Here is a 20,011-nt window from a genome sequence, read left to right as displayed (position 1 = left end):
ATTAAAAATTTGACATCTTCTTCATGATTTTGAAAAAAATTTGTTTTACCTTAAAAAGTATTGTATAATACAAGGAAAAAATTGCATAATTTTGAATTTTTTTTCATTTTGTTTTTGTTAGATTTTATTTTTTGATGTGAATGGAAATTTTATCTTAAACTTTGCATATATTGCAATGGAGATAAATTATTCAATTTGGTTAAAATCCATTCATTATTCCAAAATACTGTAAATTGCTGAATGATTTTTTGCACTTGTAAAAAAGTTTTTTGAAATAATAATGGATTTCTCTGAAATAAAATGCTTTTCATATAACCAAAACAACTTTCCATCATTGCATTATCTTTTGGATTAGCTTTTTTTACTCATGCTGATTAAAAATCCATTTTGAATTAATTTTTTTTGTACTTTTAAAGATTGGTAAATTGATCCTTGATCTGAATGGAGTATACATGATTCTTTTAATTTTGGTAATTGTTAAATTGTATTTAAAATTAAATCTTTATTTTGTTTATTAGAAACATGATATGCAACAATTTGTTTATTAAAAGCATCAATAATACATGAAAAATATAAAAATCTATTTTGAGTTTTAAAATAAGTAATATCTGTAAATAGTTTTTTCATTGGTTCATGCGCTTGGAAATCTTGATTGATTAAATTATTTGCTATATTCATTTGTGATTTCATAGTTTGATAATTATATTTGTTCTTTTTAATTCTTAAACAACAAGAAACATTATTTTTTCTCATAATTTGATATACTTTGTGCTCTTTAATAGTTTCATTAAAAGTTCTTTGGTATAAAAAAGTAATTTTTCTAAAACCATAAAATTTTTCATGAAGTTCACATAATGCAATAATTCTTTTTTCTTGTAAAAGATATTTTTCCTTTTCTTGTTTTACTCTATCTTGAATTTTTAACCAATAATAATATGTATTTCTATTAATTTGCAAAATTTTTAAAATTTTAACTATACTTCAACTGTTTTTAAATTTGTTTACTAAATCAAAAACTATCTCTTTATCAATCTTTTTGATGTTTTTAACCATTTGGATTAATAATTTATTTTTTTGTTCCAAGAACTTTAATTTATTTTTAATATTCATATCATTCATTATAACTTAAAAACTGAATTTTCACTATCAAAATGAGCTTGATTTTGATGCTAAATTACATGGTAATAGATATATATATTACTTGTAAAAAAAGTGATGCTAATTTTTGATACATCTAGATTTTGGATTTTTAAAAATAACTATTAAATGGTATTAAAATGCTCTTTGAATGGAAAAATTAAAAGTGCATTTTTTTCACTTGCAACAAAATTAAAAAACAACATCAAAATCACAAAAATAACCAATTTTTCATAGTTTTTAAAAATTTTTGGTGAATTTTAAAATTGAAAATATTTTATTGACAAATTGGTACTTTTGATTTTAAAAAATTTTGAAAATTAATATTTTTGATATTTAGAAAATTGGATTTGAAATTTTTGGAAAAGAAAAAATTTGGAGCTGTTTTTTAAAAAAATTCTATCTAATTATAATTAAAATTGTTAAAAAATGATTTCTATTCTTATTAAAAAATATATAACAACTAAAACTGCTATGCTACCTTTTTTAATACATTTTTGTTCTTAAATTTATTCTTTAAAACTTAAAATTAAATAGATAATTTCATATCTTTTCAAATGAACAAAACATTTTTTGTTTTCTAGTATGAATCATTAATATGTTCTCTTTTTCTAATATTTATTTAATTTATTATTTAATAGTTTATAGACATATTATGGTCATTTTATATTTTCTTGTTTTTTTGAATATACTACTGATGATATTATCATGGTTATCATTAAATGTTCTGCTATATTAAAAAACTTATATAAAAAAGTTTTTTAGTAATTAATAAACAATTTGAATTTTTAACAAAGTATTTTTTTATAACGGTTCAACACATACCATAACTCCATTTTTACCATATTCTTTAATTAAATAAATGGTTTTTTCAACTTTAAGACAATTATTTTTTGTTTATTTTCCCTAATTTCGCTTCTTTTTGTATTTAAATAATTTCGGCAAAAGAACAAGTCAAACTGTTTATTTTTATTAATAAACAATTTGACTTGTTTTGTTATTTTCTAGTGGTTTAGTTTTGTAGAAAACAATCAGCATTAAAATTGTAAAATTTTTATTTTTGTTATTAATTTATTTTCATGTATAATAAGAATGTTTTTGTTATATATTTATTTCTGAAACTCAAAGAAAGGCACTTAATTGAAATTAAATAAAAATAATATTTTTTTGTACTTACTTATTTTTATTATAATATTTTTACATATATTTTATTTTTTTTATAAATTTCAAACAAAGAAGAAACATAATATTATAGACAAAATTTCGAATAATGAACAATTAATAAAAAAAGTAACTTTAGATGAAGGTTATATAGAAGAATATGATTTTGTTACAAATAAAATATTAAAAAAAATTTCTCCTAGTGGTTATATACAAGAATTTGATCCTATTACAGGACTTTTATTAAAAAATACAAAAAATTATGCAGAAGATCTTCTCATTGAATATACCGATTTAAATAAAAACTTAATAAAGATGGTTTCCAAAAATCATAATTTACAATTAATATATGATTGTCAACAAGGATATGTAAAGAAAATTATTAACGAAGACAATAATGTTAAAGAATATGATTATAAAGAAAATGACTTCATAAAAGAATTTTATTTTATAATAAATAAGTCAAATGATAACAAAATTGACAATGAAAAAAGATTGTTAAAATATCAAAAAACATATGATGCTAAAAAAGGTCATTTATTGCAAAAAATAAATTCCCAAGGAATTATCAAAGAATATAAACCACATTTAATAAAAAAAATATTTCCTGATGGGACCACAAGAAATTATTTTGCACATTTTATTCAAGAAATTTCAGCAGATAAAAAAATAATAAAAGAATATGATATAAATTTAAAAAAATTAATTAAAATAATTTTTGACAACGGTCATATCAAAGAATATGGTTTGTATGATCGTAAATTAACAAAAGAAATTTTGCCTAATGGCGACTCAATAATATACGAACCTTTAAGCGAAAAAATAATTAAAAAAATTATGAACGACGGTACAATACAAGAATATGATGTTGATACCGGTTTTATAATGAAAGAAATAAAACCAAATAAAGAGATATTAGAAACAATCAAAGAATATGATGAGGACAATAAAAAAATATCAAAATTAATTTTACCAAACAACACAATAATAGAATTTGAACATGATTCAAATGAGATAAAACAAATAATTGAATCTGATGGTACTAAACATGAAACATTTAAAGAATATGATTTCAACCACCAAACATTATTAAAATTAATTTTACCGAATCAACATATTAAAGAATTTGATCCTGTTACTACACATTTAATAAAAGAAATTTTACCTGATGGAACAATTAAAAAATATGATCCTTTAAAAGGATTATTAATAGAAGAGATAAGACCGAATGACATAAATATTACATATGAATACAACGAGATAACAAATGAATTATCTAAAAGTATTTCTTCTGATGGCATAATTATTGAATATGATTTAATTTTTAAATAATAAAAAGTTATATGATGGAATGGAATCATATAACTTTTTATTATTTAAAAATCTCTAAAATAGAAAGAAAATTTTTTAAAAGAAAATTAATTTTAACAATAAATAAATGGGAATAAAATACTTGTTAATATAACTACAATATCTCCCCCAATACGAGTAGATATTTGTGCATAAGGAGCTAATTCCATAGAATCGGAAGCTTCTAAAATAGCGATATTACCGATACCACCAATACTATTTGAACAAAGACCTGCAGAAATAGCAGATTGAACAGGATAATATCCTAATTTATTACCTATGATAGCAGCTGATAAAGCAGTTATTATTACACATAATAAACATATTAAAACAAAAGGCCAATGCGACATAGACTTTATGATTTTATTAAAATCCGTTCCTATCCCTAATAAAAAGAAAATAGCAGATGTAAAATTGGTTGTTATAAATTTAGAAGCTTGTTCTATACATTGAGTATAATAAGGTGTAATTAAATCGAAAAATTTTAAAATTACTACTAATAGAACTAACAAAATAATAATTGGTGGTGCATCTACTTTATTAAACATAGGTATTAATTTAAATAATTTAGATATGCCTACACCAAAACAACCACTTACTATATAAAAAGCACAAATAGTTATTAAACCGGTAGTAATATTTTCGTAATTAATTTTTAATTCTTTTTTTGCGATTTCTTTTGTTATTTTCAGATTATCTTCAGAATTTATTATATTTTTTTCTAATGTTTTATTAGGACTACTATATTTACTTTTACCCCAAATTTTTTTAATCAAACCAGATAAAACAACACTAAAAATACCAGCTATCAATAAAGAAGGTAAAATATGAGTTTTAAAAGCGTCTTCTGATCCTTTTTGTACTTGTGAAAAAATTTTAGTTAAAGGAATTATTCCGGAAGTAATACCGCCTGATGCAATTGGAATAAAAATATAAAAAATAGAATCTAAAAAAGCATTTTTAGTACTCTGGGAGTGGGAGTCTAAGCCTTGTATAGGTATAGGTTTTAAAAATAAACTTATTGTTCCCACGCATAAAGCTGATATTGTTAAAGAAATAATTACTAAAGGTAAAAATTTTTTAAATACTTTACCCAAAAATCCTTTTTGAATACCTACAAGACTACCAACTATTAAAGATGATATAACAAAATCAGAAAAACCGATATTTTCGTTTTTACCAAAAAAAGAAGCTTTCTCTTTAAATGCTTCCTGAAAACCTTGAAATTGTCCATTCCCAAAATTATAATTAAAGACAAAAGCAGGAATAAGCAAACATAAAATAGGGCCGCCACCTATATTTTTTAAAATAGGCATGTTAGAACCTATATATTTTAGAAACCCAGAAAAACACATTATAAATATTAACATTGATATAAAATTATGCCAAGGTTCTTCTATTGGATTCTTCTTATCACTTAAAGGTTCTACTATTTTGTTATTATTATAACTTAAAAATACATGAAATACAATTAAACACAAAATCATAAGAATTAAAGGTAATGAAAATCCTAGAATAGTTATTTTTTTATTATTTTTTTCGTTCAAAGTAATATTATTTAAATTATTAACATTTTTGTTAATAATATATATTCTTTCTACAAATGTCGTTTATATACATTTAATTTTGTTTAATGAATTTCTTTAAAAAGATAAAAATTTATATCCTAAGAACATCAAAAGACAAGACAAATATTATTTACTTTCAAAAATTATTTTATTTTTTTTAACAAATGTTCTACAAAATCGAAAATTGTTTCTGGTGAACGAGAAGTCACAAAAATATCACTAGTAACTGCTCTTTTATTAGGGCAATAATCACCTTTTATATATTGTTCATAACCTGGATAACAAGTAAATTTCTTGTTTACTAATAAATTTAATTTTCCTAATAAAGAAGGAGCAGCACAAATAGCACCAATAATTTTTTTATTATCTGCAAAATATTTTATAATAGTTAAAATTTTATTTAAATTTAATTCATCTTCTTTTAATATTTTTTTGACATATGGTCCACCAGGAATAATTAAAAAATCATATTCAGATAATTTAATATCATCAATGAATAAATCAGATTTAACTATAATTTTTTGAGACGACCAAACTTCTAAAGAAATATTTGAAGTGAAAGTTAAAACGTCTAACGAATTTTTTCTTAAAAATGATCTTGTAGCTAAAGCTTCACAATCTTCAAAACCATCATATAAAAATAATAACCCTTTTTTCATAAACTAACAATATTTTCTTTCTATAATTTAATTAATAAAATATACTTGAATAAGTTATATATTAAATTATATAAAAATACTACATAATTATATCATTATTTTATCTTAAATAAAAAAATTCTTTTATAAAGAATTTTTTTATTTTCATAAGCTTTTTTATATGTTATAATGATTTGGATATTTATTCTTTGTTTCCAAAATATCCATAAATAAAAAATAAATAAAAAATAAATAAAAAATAAATAAAAAATAAATAAAAAATAAATAAAAAATAAATAAAAAATAAATAAAAAATAAATAAAAAATAAATTTAGAAAAGAGAATAATTAAAAAATAAATAAATCATTAATACAAAAAAATTATCTAAATAAGAAAAATTTAATTTACTTTTTTTGTTATTGTATTTTTTTTGTTTTCATATGTATTTTTATAACAAATATCCAAGCAAAAAAAATAATACAAGAAGATAAAATTGCTCAAATTTTTCAAGAAGTTTTAATAAAAAAAAGAAATGCTGAAATAGAATTAAATATTGCTAAAAAATTAAAAAATCAAATTGATGATTCTTTCATACAAAATTTTTTATTAGATAATGAAATACAAATGATAGAAAATGATAATGATAAACAAACAGCTATAGGACAATTTACAGAAGCACAAAAAGCATTTCAAGAAGAAACAAATGAAACTCTTTTAGAACAAATTTTTCTTTTATTACAAAATTCACTTCAAAATTATAATAATAGTTTAACAAATATTAAAAAATATAAAGCTTTAGTTAATAGAGAAATAATAAAAAAAGAAATTATAGAAATAAAAAGACTTTTAGCTAAAACAAATGATTTTTTTTATAATAAACAAAGTGCAATTAAGATCAAAACAGATATACAACAAGAAATAGAAAATATAGAAAAACAAGAAACAGCAGCAAGTTTATTTAATAAAGCTAAATTGATTTTAGAAGAAACAGAAAATATTCATTTTACAAATAATAATATTAATAACAATGAAATTATAAATAATAAATATGATAGGGCAACTTTTTATTTTGAAGAAGCTTACGACAAATATCAAAAAATCAAAATAAATTTAAAAAATTTTTTTATAGAAATATTTCAAGACGATAAAATAAAAGAAGAACAAGTTTCAAATAATAAAAAAATTATAATGTTATTAAATGAACAAAATAAATTTCAAAAACAACAAATTATTGTGTTAATCACCAATATAATTATTTTAATATTTATATTTTTATTCATTTATAAAAAATATAAAAATAATAATGTTTCGACACAAATAATTCCATATAAAAATTTAATATTAAAAAAGAGTTCGTAAAAACTCTTTTTTAATATTAAATCCGAATTTGTTTATTCTATTAAAATAACAAAAGCTAAAGCATAGTTTTGACTATGAGAAATTGAAATCATAATTGTACAAGTTAAAAAAGAATGAACAACATAAGGAAAACCATATACTTCATCATTTAAAATAGACCAATCAGAATAATTATTTTGATAATTTCCTTTACGATAAGCTTTAAAAATAGCTTCTTTAGCAGCCCATCTACCAGCTAAAAAACTAATTTTTCTTGTCAAATGATTAATTTTTTGATATATTAAATTTTCTTGGTGAGATAAAATTCTATTAACTATTTTATCTATCCCTATTTTTTTAATTTCTTCTAATTCAACTAAATCAATGCCGATGTTTTGCATTTATATAAAATCCTTTTTTTATTAATTTACAATATAATTATTGTAATTATATTGTAAATATTCAATTCTCAATCAAAAGAGAATTTAATTCTTTTTCATCTATTATTTTAATTTTGAATAAATGAGCTTTTTGTAATTTTAAACCACTATTTACGCCTTTAATTAAATAATCAGTTGTTCTGGAAATATCATTCATAACACAAGCACCGTAGTTTTCCAAAATAGTAGTTATTTCTTTTCTTGAATAATTATTTAAAGTACCTGTTAAAACTACTTTTTTATTTTTAAATATATTATCTGATTTACTGTTTTGAATTTTATTATCGAAATTACCAAAAATAACTCCTTTAGATTGTAATAAATCAATCTCTTTTAAATTTTCTTTATTTTGAAAATATTTGCAAATACTATTTGATATTTCAGGTCCTATGTCAGGAATTTTAATTAATTCATCAAAAGTAACTTTTTTTAAATTAATAATATTTTGAAATTTACGATTTAATATTTTAGCTGTTTTAAGGCCTACATGATTAATACTTAAGCCAAATAAAATTCTATCAAAAGTTTGATTTTTGCTTTTTTCTAAAGCATCCAAGATATTCATGATTTTTTTATCTTGAAATCCAGGTAATTTTTTTAATTGTTCATATTTATTTTTTAAAGAATATAAATCAGAAATTTTTTGAATTATTTTTTTGTTAAAAAAAGTAATTAAACTTTGTTCCCCTAAAGCATTAATATCCATTGCTTCACGAGATACAAAATGAATAATTTTTTTAATTTGTATTTCTTCACAATAACTATTTAAACAAAAATAATCAACTTCTTCATCTGTTTTAGTTAAAGGTTGTTTACAAAAAGGACATTTGGTAATCATTTGAAAAGAAATTTGATTAGTTCTTTTTTGTTTTACAACTTCCAAAATTTCAGGAATAATAGAACCCGATTTATGTACTAAAACAAAATCATTAATTCGAATATCTTTTTTTTTAATATAATCATAATTATGCAGTGATATTTTAGATAATAAACTACCATCTATCATAATAGGTAAAATATGAGCGACGGGTGTGATAACACCTGTTCTACCAATTTGAAAATCAATATTTTGAATTATAGTTTCGCCTTTTAAAGAATTGAATTTATAAGCAACAGCCCATTTAGGAAATTTAGTTGTAGCACCAATGATATCATGGAAAATTAATTCATTTACTTTAATAACAACACCATCTATATCATAAGGTAATTTTGTTTTTATTTGTTCATAGTAATTAAGTTTTTCTTTTAATGATTCAAAAGACATAACAACATCATAATAAGGATTAATAGAAAAACCTATTTTTTTTAAAAATATTAAAACTTGTTCTTGGGTCTTCACAAAAACAGGAGGATTAACAATAGAATAAATAAAAGAAGATAAATTTCTATTTGCAACTACAGTAGAATTTAATTGTCTTAAAGTTCCTGAAGATGCGTTACGAGGATTAGAAAATAAAATTTGATTTTTTTCTTTTCGCTCTTTATTTATTTTTTGAAAAGAATCGTGATCAAATAAAATTTCTCCTCTTACCTCTAAATCTATGTTTTGTTTTATTTTTAAAGGAATGTTTTTAATAGTTCTAATATTATCAGTGATCACTTCACCTGTATAACCATTTCCTCTTGTAGAAGCTTGAACCAAAACACCTTTTTTATATTTTAAATTAATAGCCACTCCATCTATTTTAGGCTCTATAATAAAACAAAAAGGAATGTTTTTTTTAGATATACGTTTACAAAAAAGTTTTAATTCTTTCAAATTAAAAACATTTTCCAAAGATAACATCGGTGAAGAATGTTCTGTTTTTTGGAATTTAGAACTTACAACACCACCTACTTTTAAAGTAGGACTATAAGGTAATTTATATTCGGGATATTGTTTTTCTAATAAAAATAATTCTTTTAATAAAGCATCATATTGAGCATCTATTAATTCTGTTTTATTCAAATGATAATATTCATAATTAGCTTTATCAAGTATATCTGTTAAATATTTAATTTTATTTTTTATGTTTGATGTCATTTAGAATAACCTTTGCAATGATTATTGTAACACATATTTAAATTTTACGCAATTTAATAAAAATTCATAAATTTAATAATTAAAATTATATTTCCAAATTAAATAATTTTTTGGCATTATTTGTTGTTTGTTTGGAAATTTCTTGAACATTAATGTTTCTGAGATTAGCTATTTTTTTAGCTATAATTTTTAAAAATCCAGGTTCATTTCTTTTATTTTTTTCTAAAGGTAAAGGAGTTAAAAAAGGTGAATCAGTTTCTAATAAAATTTTATCTAAAGGAATTTGTTGCGCAATTTTATGAGCTTCTATTGCTTTTTCATAAGTAACAATACCGCCTAAACCCACATAAAATCCTAATTCTATAGCTTTTTTAGCTTCTTCTAAATAACTAGTTAAACAATGAAAAACTCCTTTTATTTGTCCTTTATAAGGTAATAACATTTGATATATTTCGTCAAAAGATTTTCTTGCGTGTAAAATAATAGGTAAGTTATATTTTACAGCTAATTTTATTTGAATTTGTAAATTTTGTTTTTGAATTGATAAAGAATTTTTCTCATGATATAAATCCAAACCAATTTCACCAATCGCTATAACTTGGGGGTTATTCAAATATTTTTCAATACTTAAAGGATCTTCGTTTTGCCAATAGCATGGATGAATACCAACAGCAATTTTGATACAAGAATTTTTAAGAGATAAATCTAAAGCTTTTGTGTTTGTTTTTTGATCCACTCCTGGAACAATAAAATATTTGATATCATTATCAAAAGCTCTTTGAATAACTTTTTGAAGATCTTTATCAAAATTAGAAAAATTTAAATGAGTATGTGTATCAATTAACATATTTTATTTCTCTTTTAACAAATGAATTTTTTTTGAATATTTCATGTCATTAATAAAATAAAACCCAAATATTTGGGTTTTATTTTATTAATATATATTTTAAACAAAGTCTAGAATATTTATTATTAAATAAATATTACATATGAATAGGTTTATCGATTGCACCTAAAAAAGTTTCTAAAATCATTTCTGATAAAGTAGGATGCGGATGAATTGTTTTAATTATATCATAGGCTGTTCCTTGGAAACCCATAGCAACTCCTATTTCGCTAATCAATTCTGTAGCATTACAACTCAATATATGCATACCTAAAATTTTTAAACTATTTTTATGAATAATTGTTTTAGCAAAGCCATCTGTTTCATTATCAGTTAAAGCCTTGCCGATAGCACTTACAGGAAAAATAGAAACTTTGTAATCGATCTGTTTTGTTTTAACTTCGTCTTCAGTCATTCCTATAGAAGCTATTTCAGGAAAACCATAAATACAAGAAGGAACGCAATTATAATCCATAGGGAAAAGATGTTCTTTGCAATTTAAAGCATGAGAAACAGCTATTATACCTTCATGACTAGCTACATGTGCTAACATATATTTACCGTTGACATCTCCAATAGCATAAACACCTTCAGAAGAAGTTCTTAAGAATTCATCAGTAATTATTCCTGTTTTATTTGTTTTCAAATTTAACTTTTGAATTCCATCTAAATTAGGTTTAGTGCCGACAGCCATTAAAATTATATCCGCTTCTTCTTGATAAATTTGTTCTTTTGTTTTATAATACACTTTATTATTTTCGATTTTTATCACATCAGAATGTGTATAAATTATAATATTATCTTTTTTTAATTTTTTAGTATAAGCATTAACAATGTCAGTATCCATGTTATTTAAAATATTTTGTTGTCTTTCAATGATAATAAGTTTAGAATTAAATTTATTAAAAATAGATGCAAATTCTACTCCAATAATTCCGCCACCAATAATAATTATTTTGTGTGGAAATTTATCTAATTGAACTAATTCTTTACTAGTATAAAGAAATTTATTTTCATAAGATTCTTTAGCACCAGGTATAGGAGGTATAAAAGCACTAGAACCTGTCGCTATAATAAGTTTTTCAGTTTCTAATTCAATATCTCCTACTTTAACAATATTAGGATTTAAAACTTCTGCGAAAGAATTATAAAGATCAATTTTATTTTTTTTTAATAAAAAATTAATACCATTATATAATTTTTGAACTATTTTATTTTTACGATTTAAAATGGATAACCAATCGAATGTAATATTATTATTTTTTTGAAGTCCAAATTGTTCTATATGTTGAGCTAAATCAAACATTTTAGCGCTTTTCAAATAAGCTTTAGTTGGAATACAACCGTAGTTTAAACAAATACCGCCAATTTTATGTTTTTCTACTAAAGCGACTTTAGCACCTAATTGAGCTGCTTTAATAGCAGAAACATAACCACCAGGTCCACCACCAATAATTACAATATCATATTTTTTCATATATCAATTTATTTGTTTTTTAAAAAATATGTTTTTCTAATTCAGTAATATCATGCAAGAATGTAGATATTTTTTGAATAAATCTAGAAGCATCGGCGCCATCTATGATACGATGATCAAAACTTAAAGATAAATGTAAAATATCAGCTATAACAATATTATCTTCTTTAACTATTGGTTTTTTTACGATTTTTCCAATTCCTAAAATTGATAACTCAGGTAAATTAATAATAGGTGTACATTGTAAACCGCCAATAGTGCCAAAATTACTTAAAGTAAAAGTTCCATTTTGTAGTTGACTAAGTGTTAATTTACCACTTTGACCGCTTTGAGCTAATTTATGTATTTCTTGAGCTAATTCAATAATATTTAATTTATTAGCGTTTTTAATATTAGGTACTATTAAACCTCGTGGTGTATCAATTGCTATTCCTAAATTAATAAATTTTTTTATAATTATTTCATTGTTTTCGGAATCAAAACTAGAATTAAATAATGGAAATTCTTTTAAAGCAGAAATAACTGCTTTTGCTATAAAAGCCATGTAAGTTATTTTAATCCCTTGTGGTTCTAATTCGTTTTTCAATCTTTTTCTTAAAATAACTAAATCAGTAATATCTACTTCTTCTGTTAAAGTAACGTCGGGAATTTCTGTTTTAGCAACAGTCATTTTTTTGGCAATTATTTCTCTTATTTTAGACATTTTAATAATTTCTACTTCATTGGATGCATTTTTATTCTTATTTGTTAAATTATTATCATTTTTTTTTTCGTTATTTATCATATTAATTTCGATTTCCTTATATTTAAATTATTAAAATATTTATTCAATTGTTAATAATAAATCTCCAACTTCGACTTTATCGCCTTCTTTGACGAATATTTTAATAATTTTACCTTTAATAGGCGAGGATATTGGAACAGTAGCTTTATCTGTTTCAACTTCTATCAAGTCTACTCCTTCATTTACTTCATGTCCTGCTTCATAAAAAATTCTAGTAATTTCTCCTTCATTCACTCCTTCACCAATATCTGTAAAACGTAATTCAACCATTATAAATACTCAACTTTCATTTCTTTTTTATTTTTTATTAAACATTTGTTTAATTTTAAAAATAATTTTATCAGGATTTAAATTTTGATGATATTCGCCTCTAGCTAAAGGCATAATAATATCAAAACCCGTAACTCTTTGCGGCGAATCCTTTAAAAAATCAAAAATATATTCATTAACTAAAGATATTATTTCACCAGCTGGACCATAAGTTCTAGTTGCTTCGTGAACAACCACTAATCTACCTGTTTTTTTAACAGAAGTTAAAATAGTTTCTTTGTCTATTGGGTTAATAGTTCTTAAATCTATTAATTCTACAGAAATACCTTCTTGAATTAATGAATCTATTGCTAATTTAGAAATTTGAACAGCAGAACTCCAAGCCACTAAAGTAATATCTTTTCCTTCTTGAACTATTTTAGCTTTTCCTATTTCGACTTCATATTCTTCTAATGGTACTTCTTCTTTTTTACCACGATATAAAATTTTAGGTTCCATATAAATTACAGGATCTGGGCTATTAATAGCAGCAATTAAAAGTCCTTTTGCATCACAAGGATTCGAAGGAACAACTACTTTTAAACCTGGTATTGAACCTAAAATGACTTCTAAAGATTCCGAATGGTGTTCTAAAGCTTTTACACCACCACCAACTGGAAATTTCAATACCATAGGGCATGAAAAACTATTTCTAGAACGATTTCTCATTCTTGCAGCATGTGAAATTAAATCTTGCAATCCAACATATACAAAACCATCAAATTGAATTTCTGCAATCGGAATTAATCCATTCATAGACATTCCTATAGCACTACCTACAATAGCAGATTCGGCTATTGGAGTATCGAAAACACGCTCTTCACCATATTTTTGTTGTAAACCAGCTGTAACTCGAAAAACCCCCCCTAATTTACCAATATCTTGGCCAAATAAAACTATTTTGGGATTTTTAGCTAACTGAATATCTAAAGTATGATTAATAGCTTGCAATAAATTCATTGAAACTTTATTTGAATTCATTTTTTTTGATTTCCTTTTTAATATTTATCCTATCTAAATATGATATTGTATCGGGTTTTATATTAAATTATTAAATTTAATATAAATAAACTTAAAATGCTATAAAAATTATTTATAACATTTTCTCGATAAAATATATTTATTTAAAACATACGATATTATGATTATTTTTTGCTTTTTAAAAAAGCTTCGTATTCCGAGTGTTGTTCTTCTAATTGAGGTGTCATTTTATCATAAATATGTTCAAAAACTTCAATAGGTTCTACTTTATCGCCGTAAGACATAATTTTTTCATGTGTTTGTTTAACATGTTTTTCTGTTGCTTGTTCTATTTCTTCTATCATATCTTGAGTTAAAATTTTTTTATTTAATAAATACTTTTGAAAACGAATAATAGGGTCTTTTAATCTCCATTCATCTTCTTCAGTTTTCGTACGGTATAGTTTTGTATTATCGTTAGTTGTATGTGCTCCCATACGATAAGTTATAATTTCTATTAAGCTAGGGCCTTTTTTTTGACGTGCTCTTTCTGCAAATGTTTTAATAGCTACATGAACCGCTAAAACATCATTTCCATCAACTTGGATACCTGGAATACCAAAAGCATAAGCTTTTTGTGCTAAAGTTTCAGAATGAGAAGCTATTTTTCTAGGAGTAGAAATAGCATATTGATTATTTTGAATCGCAACAATTAAAGGAGCTTGATATACAGAAGCAAAATTTAAACCTGCATAAAATTCTTCATGAGCAGTTCCGCCGTCACCTATTGTAGTCAAAGTTACTTCATCTTTATTTTGGATTTTACTAGCTAAGGCTAAACCCGCTCCTATATTAACACCTGAACCAATTATAATATTTACAGGTAAAATACGTTTATTAGGATCCATTTTAGAACCTTTTTCATTACCAAACCAATACAGGTATATATTTTCTAATGAAATACCACGATATAAATATAACCCTATATCTCTAAAATAAGGAGAAATCCAATCCTTATCTTGTAAAGCAGAAGCGGTTCCAACTTGCCCAGCTTCATGTCCTTGATTAATCACATAAGAAAGCATTCTACCTTGACGTTGATATTGAATAGCTCTTATATCAGAAATACGACATAAAACCATTGTTTTATACATCTTTAATAATTCATCATCAGATATTTTAGGTTCTAATTCTGAATTTATTACTTTACCTTCTAAATCCAAAATTTGTAATTTTTGTTTTTTTAAAGGATTATATAAATTAAATAATTCCATGATACAATGTCCTTTTGAAAAAATTTTTATTAATTTGAATCATATATACATATATATAAAATATATATTATAATTTTTTAATAATTGTATTAAATTCAATTAATATTCACAAGTAATAAAGTATTTATCTAATATAAAAATATTATATGTATACGATAAATATTCGATAATAATTATTATTTGTTAGAAAACATATTTAATCGATACTAATTAAATTTTTTTTATACATTTATAACTCACTTAATAATTATAACTTATTTTTCAATAATTATTATTTATAATTTAAAATCAAAAATATATATTTTATGAATTTTTTAAAAGTATTTATTGATTGTAAAACAATCTTCAATGATACTTTTTTTAATATATTTTTGTTCTTAAAATTTTTGAACAATAACCATTAAGTTGATTCTGACTTTAAAAAGAAACCAGTAGAAAGCCAAATTTTTTTATTAAATTAATCATTAAAAAAATAATCATTTGTAATATTTATAAAAATTTACTTTTTAAAATAAAAATTATATTTCTTTCATTCGACAAGATATCTAATTATCGACTTAATTTATAGTCTTAAAGAACAATTTTATAGCTAAAAATTGTTTTTAAAAGAACAATTCAATTTTTGAATCATTTGTTATTTGACAATCTGTTTTTTCTACTATATTTTGGTTATTTCGTTTATTATCAATTGGTTTTGGTTTCTTATTAACTTGAAAATGTTGATGTCGGAAATTCATTAGTATTGTAAACTTTTGAATAAGCTTTGTTAATATCTTCGATATTAATATCTTGTCTTGTATTACCTTCTGTAGTTGCAACTGTATAATAAGTTCTAGCAATTGCTTTTAATAAGTTGTCCAAAGTTCTATTCGCTTTCATTTCGTCATCAATTTTTTTTTATCTAATGTTCCGTTAATATCTTCGGTTAAATAATGTTTAGCTTCGGCGGAGTAAGGATTTTTTCTTTTATTAATCATAAAATTTAAAAATTCTTTACGATCTTGAAAATTTCCTACTTTAACTTCTAATTTGTAATCGAATCTTGATTTAATAGCTTCATCTAATTTGTTAAAATGATTAGTTGCACCAATTACAAAAACTGGATGTTTTTCATCATTTTCAGTCGAAGTTAATTCGGTTTTGAATTGATTTACAATGTTAGAGGTTTCGCTTTCTTCTTTTAAATTACCTAAATTACCAAAAATAGTTTCGCATTCATCTAAAAAGATAATAGCACCTTTAGAATTTTTTGCTTCTTTTCTAGCGGCTTCGAATAAATAAATTACCATATCTTTTCCTACTCCTTTATATTTTTGAGAAAAGATTGATGATGAAATTTCAAAAAAAGACAAATTAGTTTCAGTCGCTATTGCTCTTGCTAACATGGTTTTACCGGTTCCTGCGGTTCCATATAAAATAATTCCACTTGGAGCTTCGACTGTTCCAAGTCTTTCATTGTGTGTTGCGGTTTCTAAACCTTTTACATAATCCATAAATTCTTGCATCGCTTCTTTTTCTTTTTTCATTCCTATAATTTTATCAAAAGATAAGAATTTGCTAGTTTGAGAAGGTTGAAAAATGTTTGGATATTGGTTGTCTTGATGTACTGAAGAAGAAGGTTTATGGGGCGAAGTTGAATCACCAGAATTAGTCATTGGTTGAATTCGTTGTGATTCAACAGTTCTAGATATGTCTTTAATCTTTTTTTGCATATTTGCCGTTTGTTGTTTTTGTTTTTCACTTTCTTCTTGTAAGTTAGTTGCTGTTTTCCAATTGACATAAGTTCCTGAAGATAATAAAATAAATAATAAAGATAAAATGATTGAAATTACAGTTAAAGCTTTGAATAGTTTTTTAGTTTTAATTTCTTTTTGCATATTTAGTTTCCCTTTTTTTATAAGAATTTTTTAATGAGAATAAAAATTGTATTTAAATTAAGATTTATATGACAGTGGTGTTTGGAAACTTACTTGCATAGTTTCGAGAAGGGCTGTTTGTAATAAAAGATGAGAAGATAAATCTCATCAATAAACGCAATTATATTATCATTATATTTTTATAAAAGTTTAAAAAGATTTATAAAAAAATTCAGTATTGTTTTTTTATTTAAGTAAATTTACAAAAATTTTAAAATCTTTTATGCTTTCATTATATATAAAACAATATATACAAAAAAATATTTTCGTACTGTTCCATGTTTTACACAATTTTTATCTATAAAATTATTTTTTTCAGGCTTAAAATTAAGTTTATAATTTCATATCTTTTCAAATTAACAAAAAAAGAGTATTTAATTAAATTTAAAAGTGTTTAATATTTTTTGTAATTTGTTAATTTCAAAAGATATTTTTTGAAATATTTGAATGTTTCTATTATTTATTTATATAAATAAAGTTAACAAATCATCAACAAAATAACAAAAATGAATTTTTATAATTGTAACATTTTATCTCTAAAATATATATATAATACTTTTCAGTTATTCTAAAAATATATTTTCAAATTTTATAATTTTTAATGAACATAATAAAATATATAATACAAAAAAACTGATTAAAAATAAAAATGCCAAAAGTTTTATCTTTATTTTAATTGTTTTGACCATGTTTATTGAATATAATTTGGAATATAATCAGTATTTTTTACTTCTTTATTCTGATTTTTAAAATATTTTGACTAATTAAATTAAGATGACATTATTTGCAACTATATTTTTGTTGTTTTTTATAAATCTTTGCTTATTATTTTGAGGCTTAATTTCATTATAACAAGCTCAAATTTTATTTACTTTTAAATTTAAATAAAATTTCTTTTATTTCTTCGTCTGTGAAAATTTTTTGTTGTTGTTTGGAAAAAACTATTTCTTTCCAATTAGGTTTTGTTTGGTCTAATAAATAAATAATAGCATTAAAAAAACAATATCCATCTCCTACAGTATCTTCGAAATCATTTATAAAAAAATGTTCTCTGTCGTTTTTAAGTTTAAAAAGTAATTCTTTTTTGTCTTTATCAACTGGACTGATTGTTTCTACACTCATATTAGGATTGTTGTTAATTATTAATTTGATTTTTTGTTTCAAATTGGATCCTAAAAAATCAATAGCGCCTTGAATCAAAGGCGTAGAAGCTGTATTTAAAAAACCTTTTAAAATTTTGTCTACATTTAATTCATCATAATCATTTAATGAATTCAAAATTATTTGATAATCGTCTATTTTATCTTGTGTTAAACCTACAAGAAATTGATTTAAACTTAAATAAGCTAAAGCTCTAGGATAATTATTATTAAATTTTACTAATATTTCAATGGTATTAGTTTTAATAATTACTTGTGATAAAGGTTCTTTTTTATTAAAAATTTTTTGTTGTATCAAAAAAATAATAAAAACTAAAATAAAAATCAAACTAAAATAACTTAATTTTGTTTTGGTTTTCTTTGTTTCAATTATCCAAAAATTTTTTTTATTGTTTTGCATATTTTTTTCTTCTTAAATTTATATTTTGAATTTAAATAATAAATCAAATTTGAAATAAAAATAAAAAAATAATAAAAATATGTGTAACTAATAATAATTATAATTTAACTTTTCATTATTGAATAAATAAATTATTAAAAATTTAGATTATTTTCAACTCATTTTTTGAACTACTCAAGAATATTATGTTTTTTATTATTTTATTTTATATATAATTATAATTAGTAGTAATTTTTAATATATTAATTTGAATTACTATTATATTTGACATTGTTATATTTTGATTAAATTTTTAATATAAAAATAACGATTAAGGTGGTAAATTAAATATATTATGAATAAAATAGTTTCTGAAAAGAAATTACATATTTTAATAATATTTTTAATAATTACATTATTTTTATTGTTTTATTTTATATTTAATAAATTGAACAAAAATGACGAACATATAATACAAACGGAACCAAATCTTCCCGAAGAAATATCGAATGAAGAAGAACAACAACCTAATTTATTACCTGATATACCTAAAGGATATTCTAGCGAACCTAATGAATTAAGTTTTTTTAAAAAAACTCATTTAGATTATGAAACACAAAAATGTTATTATAGGCTTTCTAATTTTGAAGGCCATCAAGAAGATGATTTTAAAATGAATATGGAAGATATTCAAAAAATACTAAAAGAAAAAGCAATTACTTTATATATCAAAAATCAAGATTTAAAACCAAATTCTTCTATTAATTTATTAATTGATCCAAAAGATTCAGGACAAGAAAAAAATTTATATGAATTTAGAAATAAACCTAATTTAAGATTAAGAATTAGTAGAAAAAAGAATTTTATAGGAGATGAAACTAGTTTATTAGTAACATTATTATCTTTTGGCAAAAATATAGAATTTTTATGTTCAAATACTTATCTTAATAAAAACTATCCTAAAATTAATTTAATAACGACCAATTTAACGTTATACAGAAAATCATAAAAAGAAAAAGCTATAAATAGTTTGGTTTTTGAAACTCATTTATAGCTTTTTCTTTAATTATTTAATGAATACACCTGATTATGTATAAATGATACAAAATAATTATTATAGCATATTTTGGATAAAATCCCAAAGGGGTGTTCAATAACAAGAAAAGAGAAAGAAAAATATGCCTTTTTATAAACCAAATACTAAACCAAAA

General features: G+C 22.3%; 16 protein-coding genes and 1 pseudogene. 3 read left to right on the top strand and 14 right to left on the bottom strand.

The features are described from left to right. Window positions 1–149 precede the first annotated feature (149 nt). A pseudogene (locus AADV48_RS02070) lies at window positions 150–1,110 on the bottom strand (IS3 family transposase). 1,167 nt (window positions 1,111–2,277) lie between these two features. Between AADV48_RS02070 and AADV48_RS02065 the strand changes: the two are divergent. Further along, complete coding sequence (locus tag AADV48_RS02065; protein ID WP_341266420.1) at window positions 2,278–3,630, top strand: hypothetical protein; 1,353 nt, start codon at window positions 2,278–2,280, stop codon at window positions 3,628–3,630. Between the two features lie 92 nt (window positions 3,631–3,722). Here AADV48_RS02065 and AADV48_RS02060 read toward each other — a convergent pair whose 3' ends face one another. Then, a complete protein-coding gene (locus AADV48_RS02060; protein WP_341266419.1) occupies window positions 3,723–5,195 on the bottom strand; it encodes a 2-hydroxycarboxylate transporter family protein in 1,473 nt (490 codons plus the stop codon). Between the two features lie 164 nt (window positions 5,196–5,359). Beyond that, window positions 5,360–5,875 carry a DJ-1/PfpI family protein gene (locus AADV48_RS02055; RefSeq protein ID WP_341266418.1) on the bottom strand — a complete coding sequence of 172 codons (516 nt, stop codon included), beginning with the start codon at window positions 5,873–5,875 and terminating at the stop codon, window positions 5,360–5,362. Window positions 5,876–6,478: 603 nt separating this feature from the next. Between AADV48_RS02055 and AADV48_RS02050 the strand changes: the two genes are divergently transcribed. Next, a complete protein-coding gene (locus tag AADV48_RS02050) occupies window positions 6,479–7,213 on the top strand; it encodes a hypothetical protein (protein WP_341266417.1) in 735 nt (244 codons plus the stop codon). Between the two features lie 32 nt (window positions 7,214–7,245). Here the strand turns inward: AADV48_RS02050 and AADV48_RS02045 are convergent, their stop codons facing one another. From AADV48_RS02045 to AADV48_RS01995, 11 genes are all read right to left on the bottom strand, one after another. Further along, on the bottom strand, window positions 7,246–7,593 hold the full coding sequence (locus tag AADV48_RS02045) for a holo-ACP synthase (protein WP_341266416.1): 348 nt from the start codon (window positions 7,591–7,593) through the stop codon (window positions 7,246–7,248). A 61-nt stretch (window positions 7,594–7,654) separates the two neighbouring features. Beyond that, a complete protein-coding gene (gene ligA / locus AADV48_RS02040) occupies window positions 7,655–9,655 on the bottom strand; it encodes an NAD-dependent DNA ligase LigA (RefSeq protein WP_341266415.1) in 2,001 nt (666 codons plus the stop codon). Between the two features lie 85 nt (window positions 9,656–9,740). Continuing rightward, window positions 9,741–10,502, bottom strand: coding sequence for a TatD family hydrolase (locus AADV48_RS02035; protein ID WP_341266414.1), 762 nt, complete (start codon window positions 10,500–10,502; stop codon window positions 9,741–9,743). 136 nt (window positions 10,503–10,638) lie between these two features. Continuing rightward, window positions 10,639–12,018, bottom strand: a complete 1,380-nt coding sequence (gene lpdA / locus AADV48_RS02030) for a dihydrolipoyl dehydrogenase (protein ID WP_341266413.1) — start codon at window positions 12,016–12,018, stop codon at window positions 10,639–10,641. A gap of 19 nt (window positions 12,019–12,037) precedes the next feature. Continuing rightward, window positions 12,038–12,802: a dihydrolipoamide acetyltransferase family protein gene (locus AADV48_RS02025; protein ID WP_341266412.1), complete on the bottom strand. Its 765-nt coding sequence runs from the start codon at window positions 12,800–12,802 to the stop codon at window positions 12,038–12,040. 39 nt (window positions 12,803–12,841) lie between these two features. Then, on the bottom strand, window positions 12,842–13,072 hold the full coding sequence (locus tag AADV48_RS02020) for a biotin/lipoyl-containing protein (protein ID WP_341266411.1): 231 nt from the start codon (window positions 13,070–13,072) through the stop codon (window positions 12,842–12,844). A 27-nt stretch (window positions 13,073–13,099) separates the two neighbouring features. Beyond that, window positions 13,100–14,092, bottom strand: coding sequence for an alpha-ketoacid dehydrogenase subunit beta (locus AADV48_RS02015; RefSeq protein ID WP_341266410.1), 993 nt, complete (start codon window positions 14,090–14,092; stop codon window positions 13,100–13,102). A 164-nt stretch (window positions 14,093–14,256) separates the two neighbouring features. Beyond that, on the bottom strand, window positions 14,257–15,345 hold the full coding sequence (gene pdhA, locus AADV48_RS02010) for a pyruvate dehydrogenase (acetyl-transferring) E1 component subunit alpha (protein WP_341266409.1): 1,089 nt from the start codon (window positions 15,343–15,345) through the stop codon (window positions 14,257–14,259). Between the two features lie 705 nt (window positions 15,346–16,050). Continuing rightward, on the bottom strand, window positions 16,051–16,224 hold the full coding sequence (locus AADV48_RS02005; RefSeq protein WP_341266408.1) for a hypothetical protein: 174 nt from the start codon (window positions 16,222–16,224) through the stop codon (window positions 16,051–16,053). Continuing rightward, the gene (locus tag AADV48_RS02000) at window positions 16,221–17,222 is read right to left on the bottom strand and encodes an ATP-binding protein (RefSeq protein WP_341266407.1); all 1,002 of its coding nucleotides are present in this window, start codon (window positions 17,220–17,222) and stop codon (window positions 16,221–16,223) included. Before AADV48_RS02000 ends, AADV48_RS02005 begins: the two co-directional genes overlap by 4 nt. 903 nt (window positions 17,223–18,125) lie before the next feature. Beyond that, window positions 18,126–18,821 (bottom strand): hypothetical protein, encoded by a 696-nt coding sequence (locus AADV48_RS01995; RefSeq protein ID WP_341266406.1) that lies wholly within the window; start codon window positions 18,819–18,821, stop codon window positions 18,126–18,128. Window positions 18,822–19,155: 334 nt separating this feature from the next. Here AADV48_RS01995 and AADV48_RS01990 point away from each other — a divergent pair, with 334 nt between their 5' ends. Further along, window positions 19,156–19,809: a hypothetical protein gene (locus AADV48_RS01990; protein ID WP_341266405.1), complete on the top strand. Its 654-nt coding sequence runs from the start codon at window positions 19,156–19,158 to the stop codon at window positions 19,807–19,809. Window positions 19,810–20,011 lie beyond the last annotated feature (202 nt).

Source organism: Candidatus Phytoplasma fraxini, assembly GCF_038024965.1.
Classification (GTDB): Bacteria; Bacillota_I; Bacilli_A; order Acholeplasmatales; family Acholeplasmataceae; genus Phytoplasma; species Phytoplasma fraxini.
The sequence above is the reverse complement of the archived record's forward strand: the minus strand, read 5'-3'. Positions and strand labels throughout refer to the sequence as shown.

What these genes read in the sequence shown, in the direction of transcription:
- AADV48_RS02015 (WP_341266410.1), bottom strand. Translation starts at nt 14,092, where the DNA reads ATGAATTCAAATAAAGTTTCAATGAATTTATTGCAAGCTATTAATCAT.
- AADV48_RS01990 (WP_341266405.1), top strand. Translation starts at nt 19,156, where the DNA reads ATGAATAAAATAGTTTCTGAAAAGAAATTACATATTTTAATAATATTT.
- AADV48_RS02055 (WP_341266418.1), bottom strand. Translation starts at nt 5,875, where the DNA reads ATGAAAAAAGGGTTATTATTTTTATATGATGGTTTTGAAGATTGTGAA.
- AADV48_RS02025 (WP_341266412.1), bottom strand. Translation starts at nt 12,802, where the DNA reads ATGATAAATAACGAAAAAAAAAATGATAATAATTTAACAAATAAGAAT.
- ligA (WP_341266415.1), bottom strand. Translation starts at nt 9,655, where the DNA reads ATGACATCAAACATAAAAAATAAAATTAAATATTTAACAGATATACTT.
- AADV48_RS02020 (WP_341266411.1), bottom strand. Translation starts at nt 13,072, where the DNA reads ATGGTTGAATTACGTTTTACAGATATTGGTGAAGGAGTGAATGAAGGA.
- AADV48_RS02050 (WP_341266417.1), top strand. Translation starts at nt 6,479, where the DNA reads ATGATAGAAAATGATAATGATAAACAAACAGCTATAGGACAATTTACA.
- AADV48_RS02045 (WP_341266416.1), bottom strand. Translation starts at nt 7,593, where the DNA reads ATGCAAAACATCGGCATTGATTTAGTTGAATTAGAAGAAATTAAAAAA.
- pdhA (WP_341266409.1), bottom strand. Translation starts at nt 15,345, where the DNA reads ATGGAATTATTTAATTTATATAATCCTTTAAAAAAACAAAAATTACAA.
- lpdA (WP_341266413.1), bottom strand. Translation starts at nt 12,018, where the DNA reads ATGAAAAAATATGATATTGTAATTATTGGTGGTGGACCTGGTGGTTAT.
- AADV48_RS02005 (WP_341266408.1), bottom strand. Translation starts at nt 16,224, where the DNA reads ATGAAAGCGAATAGAACTTTGGACAACTTATTAAAAGCAATTGCTAGA.
- AADV48_RS01995 (WP_341266406.1), bottom strand. Translation starts at nt 18,821, where the DNA reads ATGCAAAACAATAAAAAAAATTTTTGGATAATTGAAACAAAGAAAACC.
- AADV48_RS02035 (WP_341266414.1), bottom strand. Translation starts at nt 10,502, where the DNA reads ATGTTAATTGATACACATACTCATTTAAATTTTTCTAATTTTGATAAA.
- AADV48_RS02000 (WP_341266407.1), bottom strand. Translation starts at nt 17,222, where the DNA reads ATGCAAAAAGAAATTAAAACTAAAAAACTATTCAAAGCTTTAACTGTA.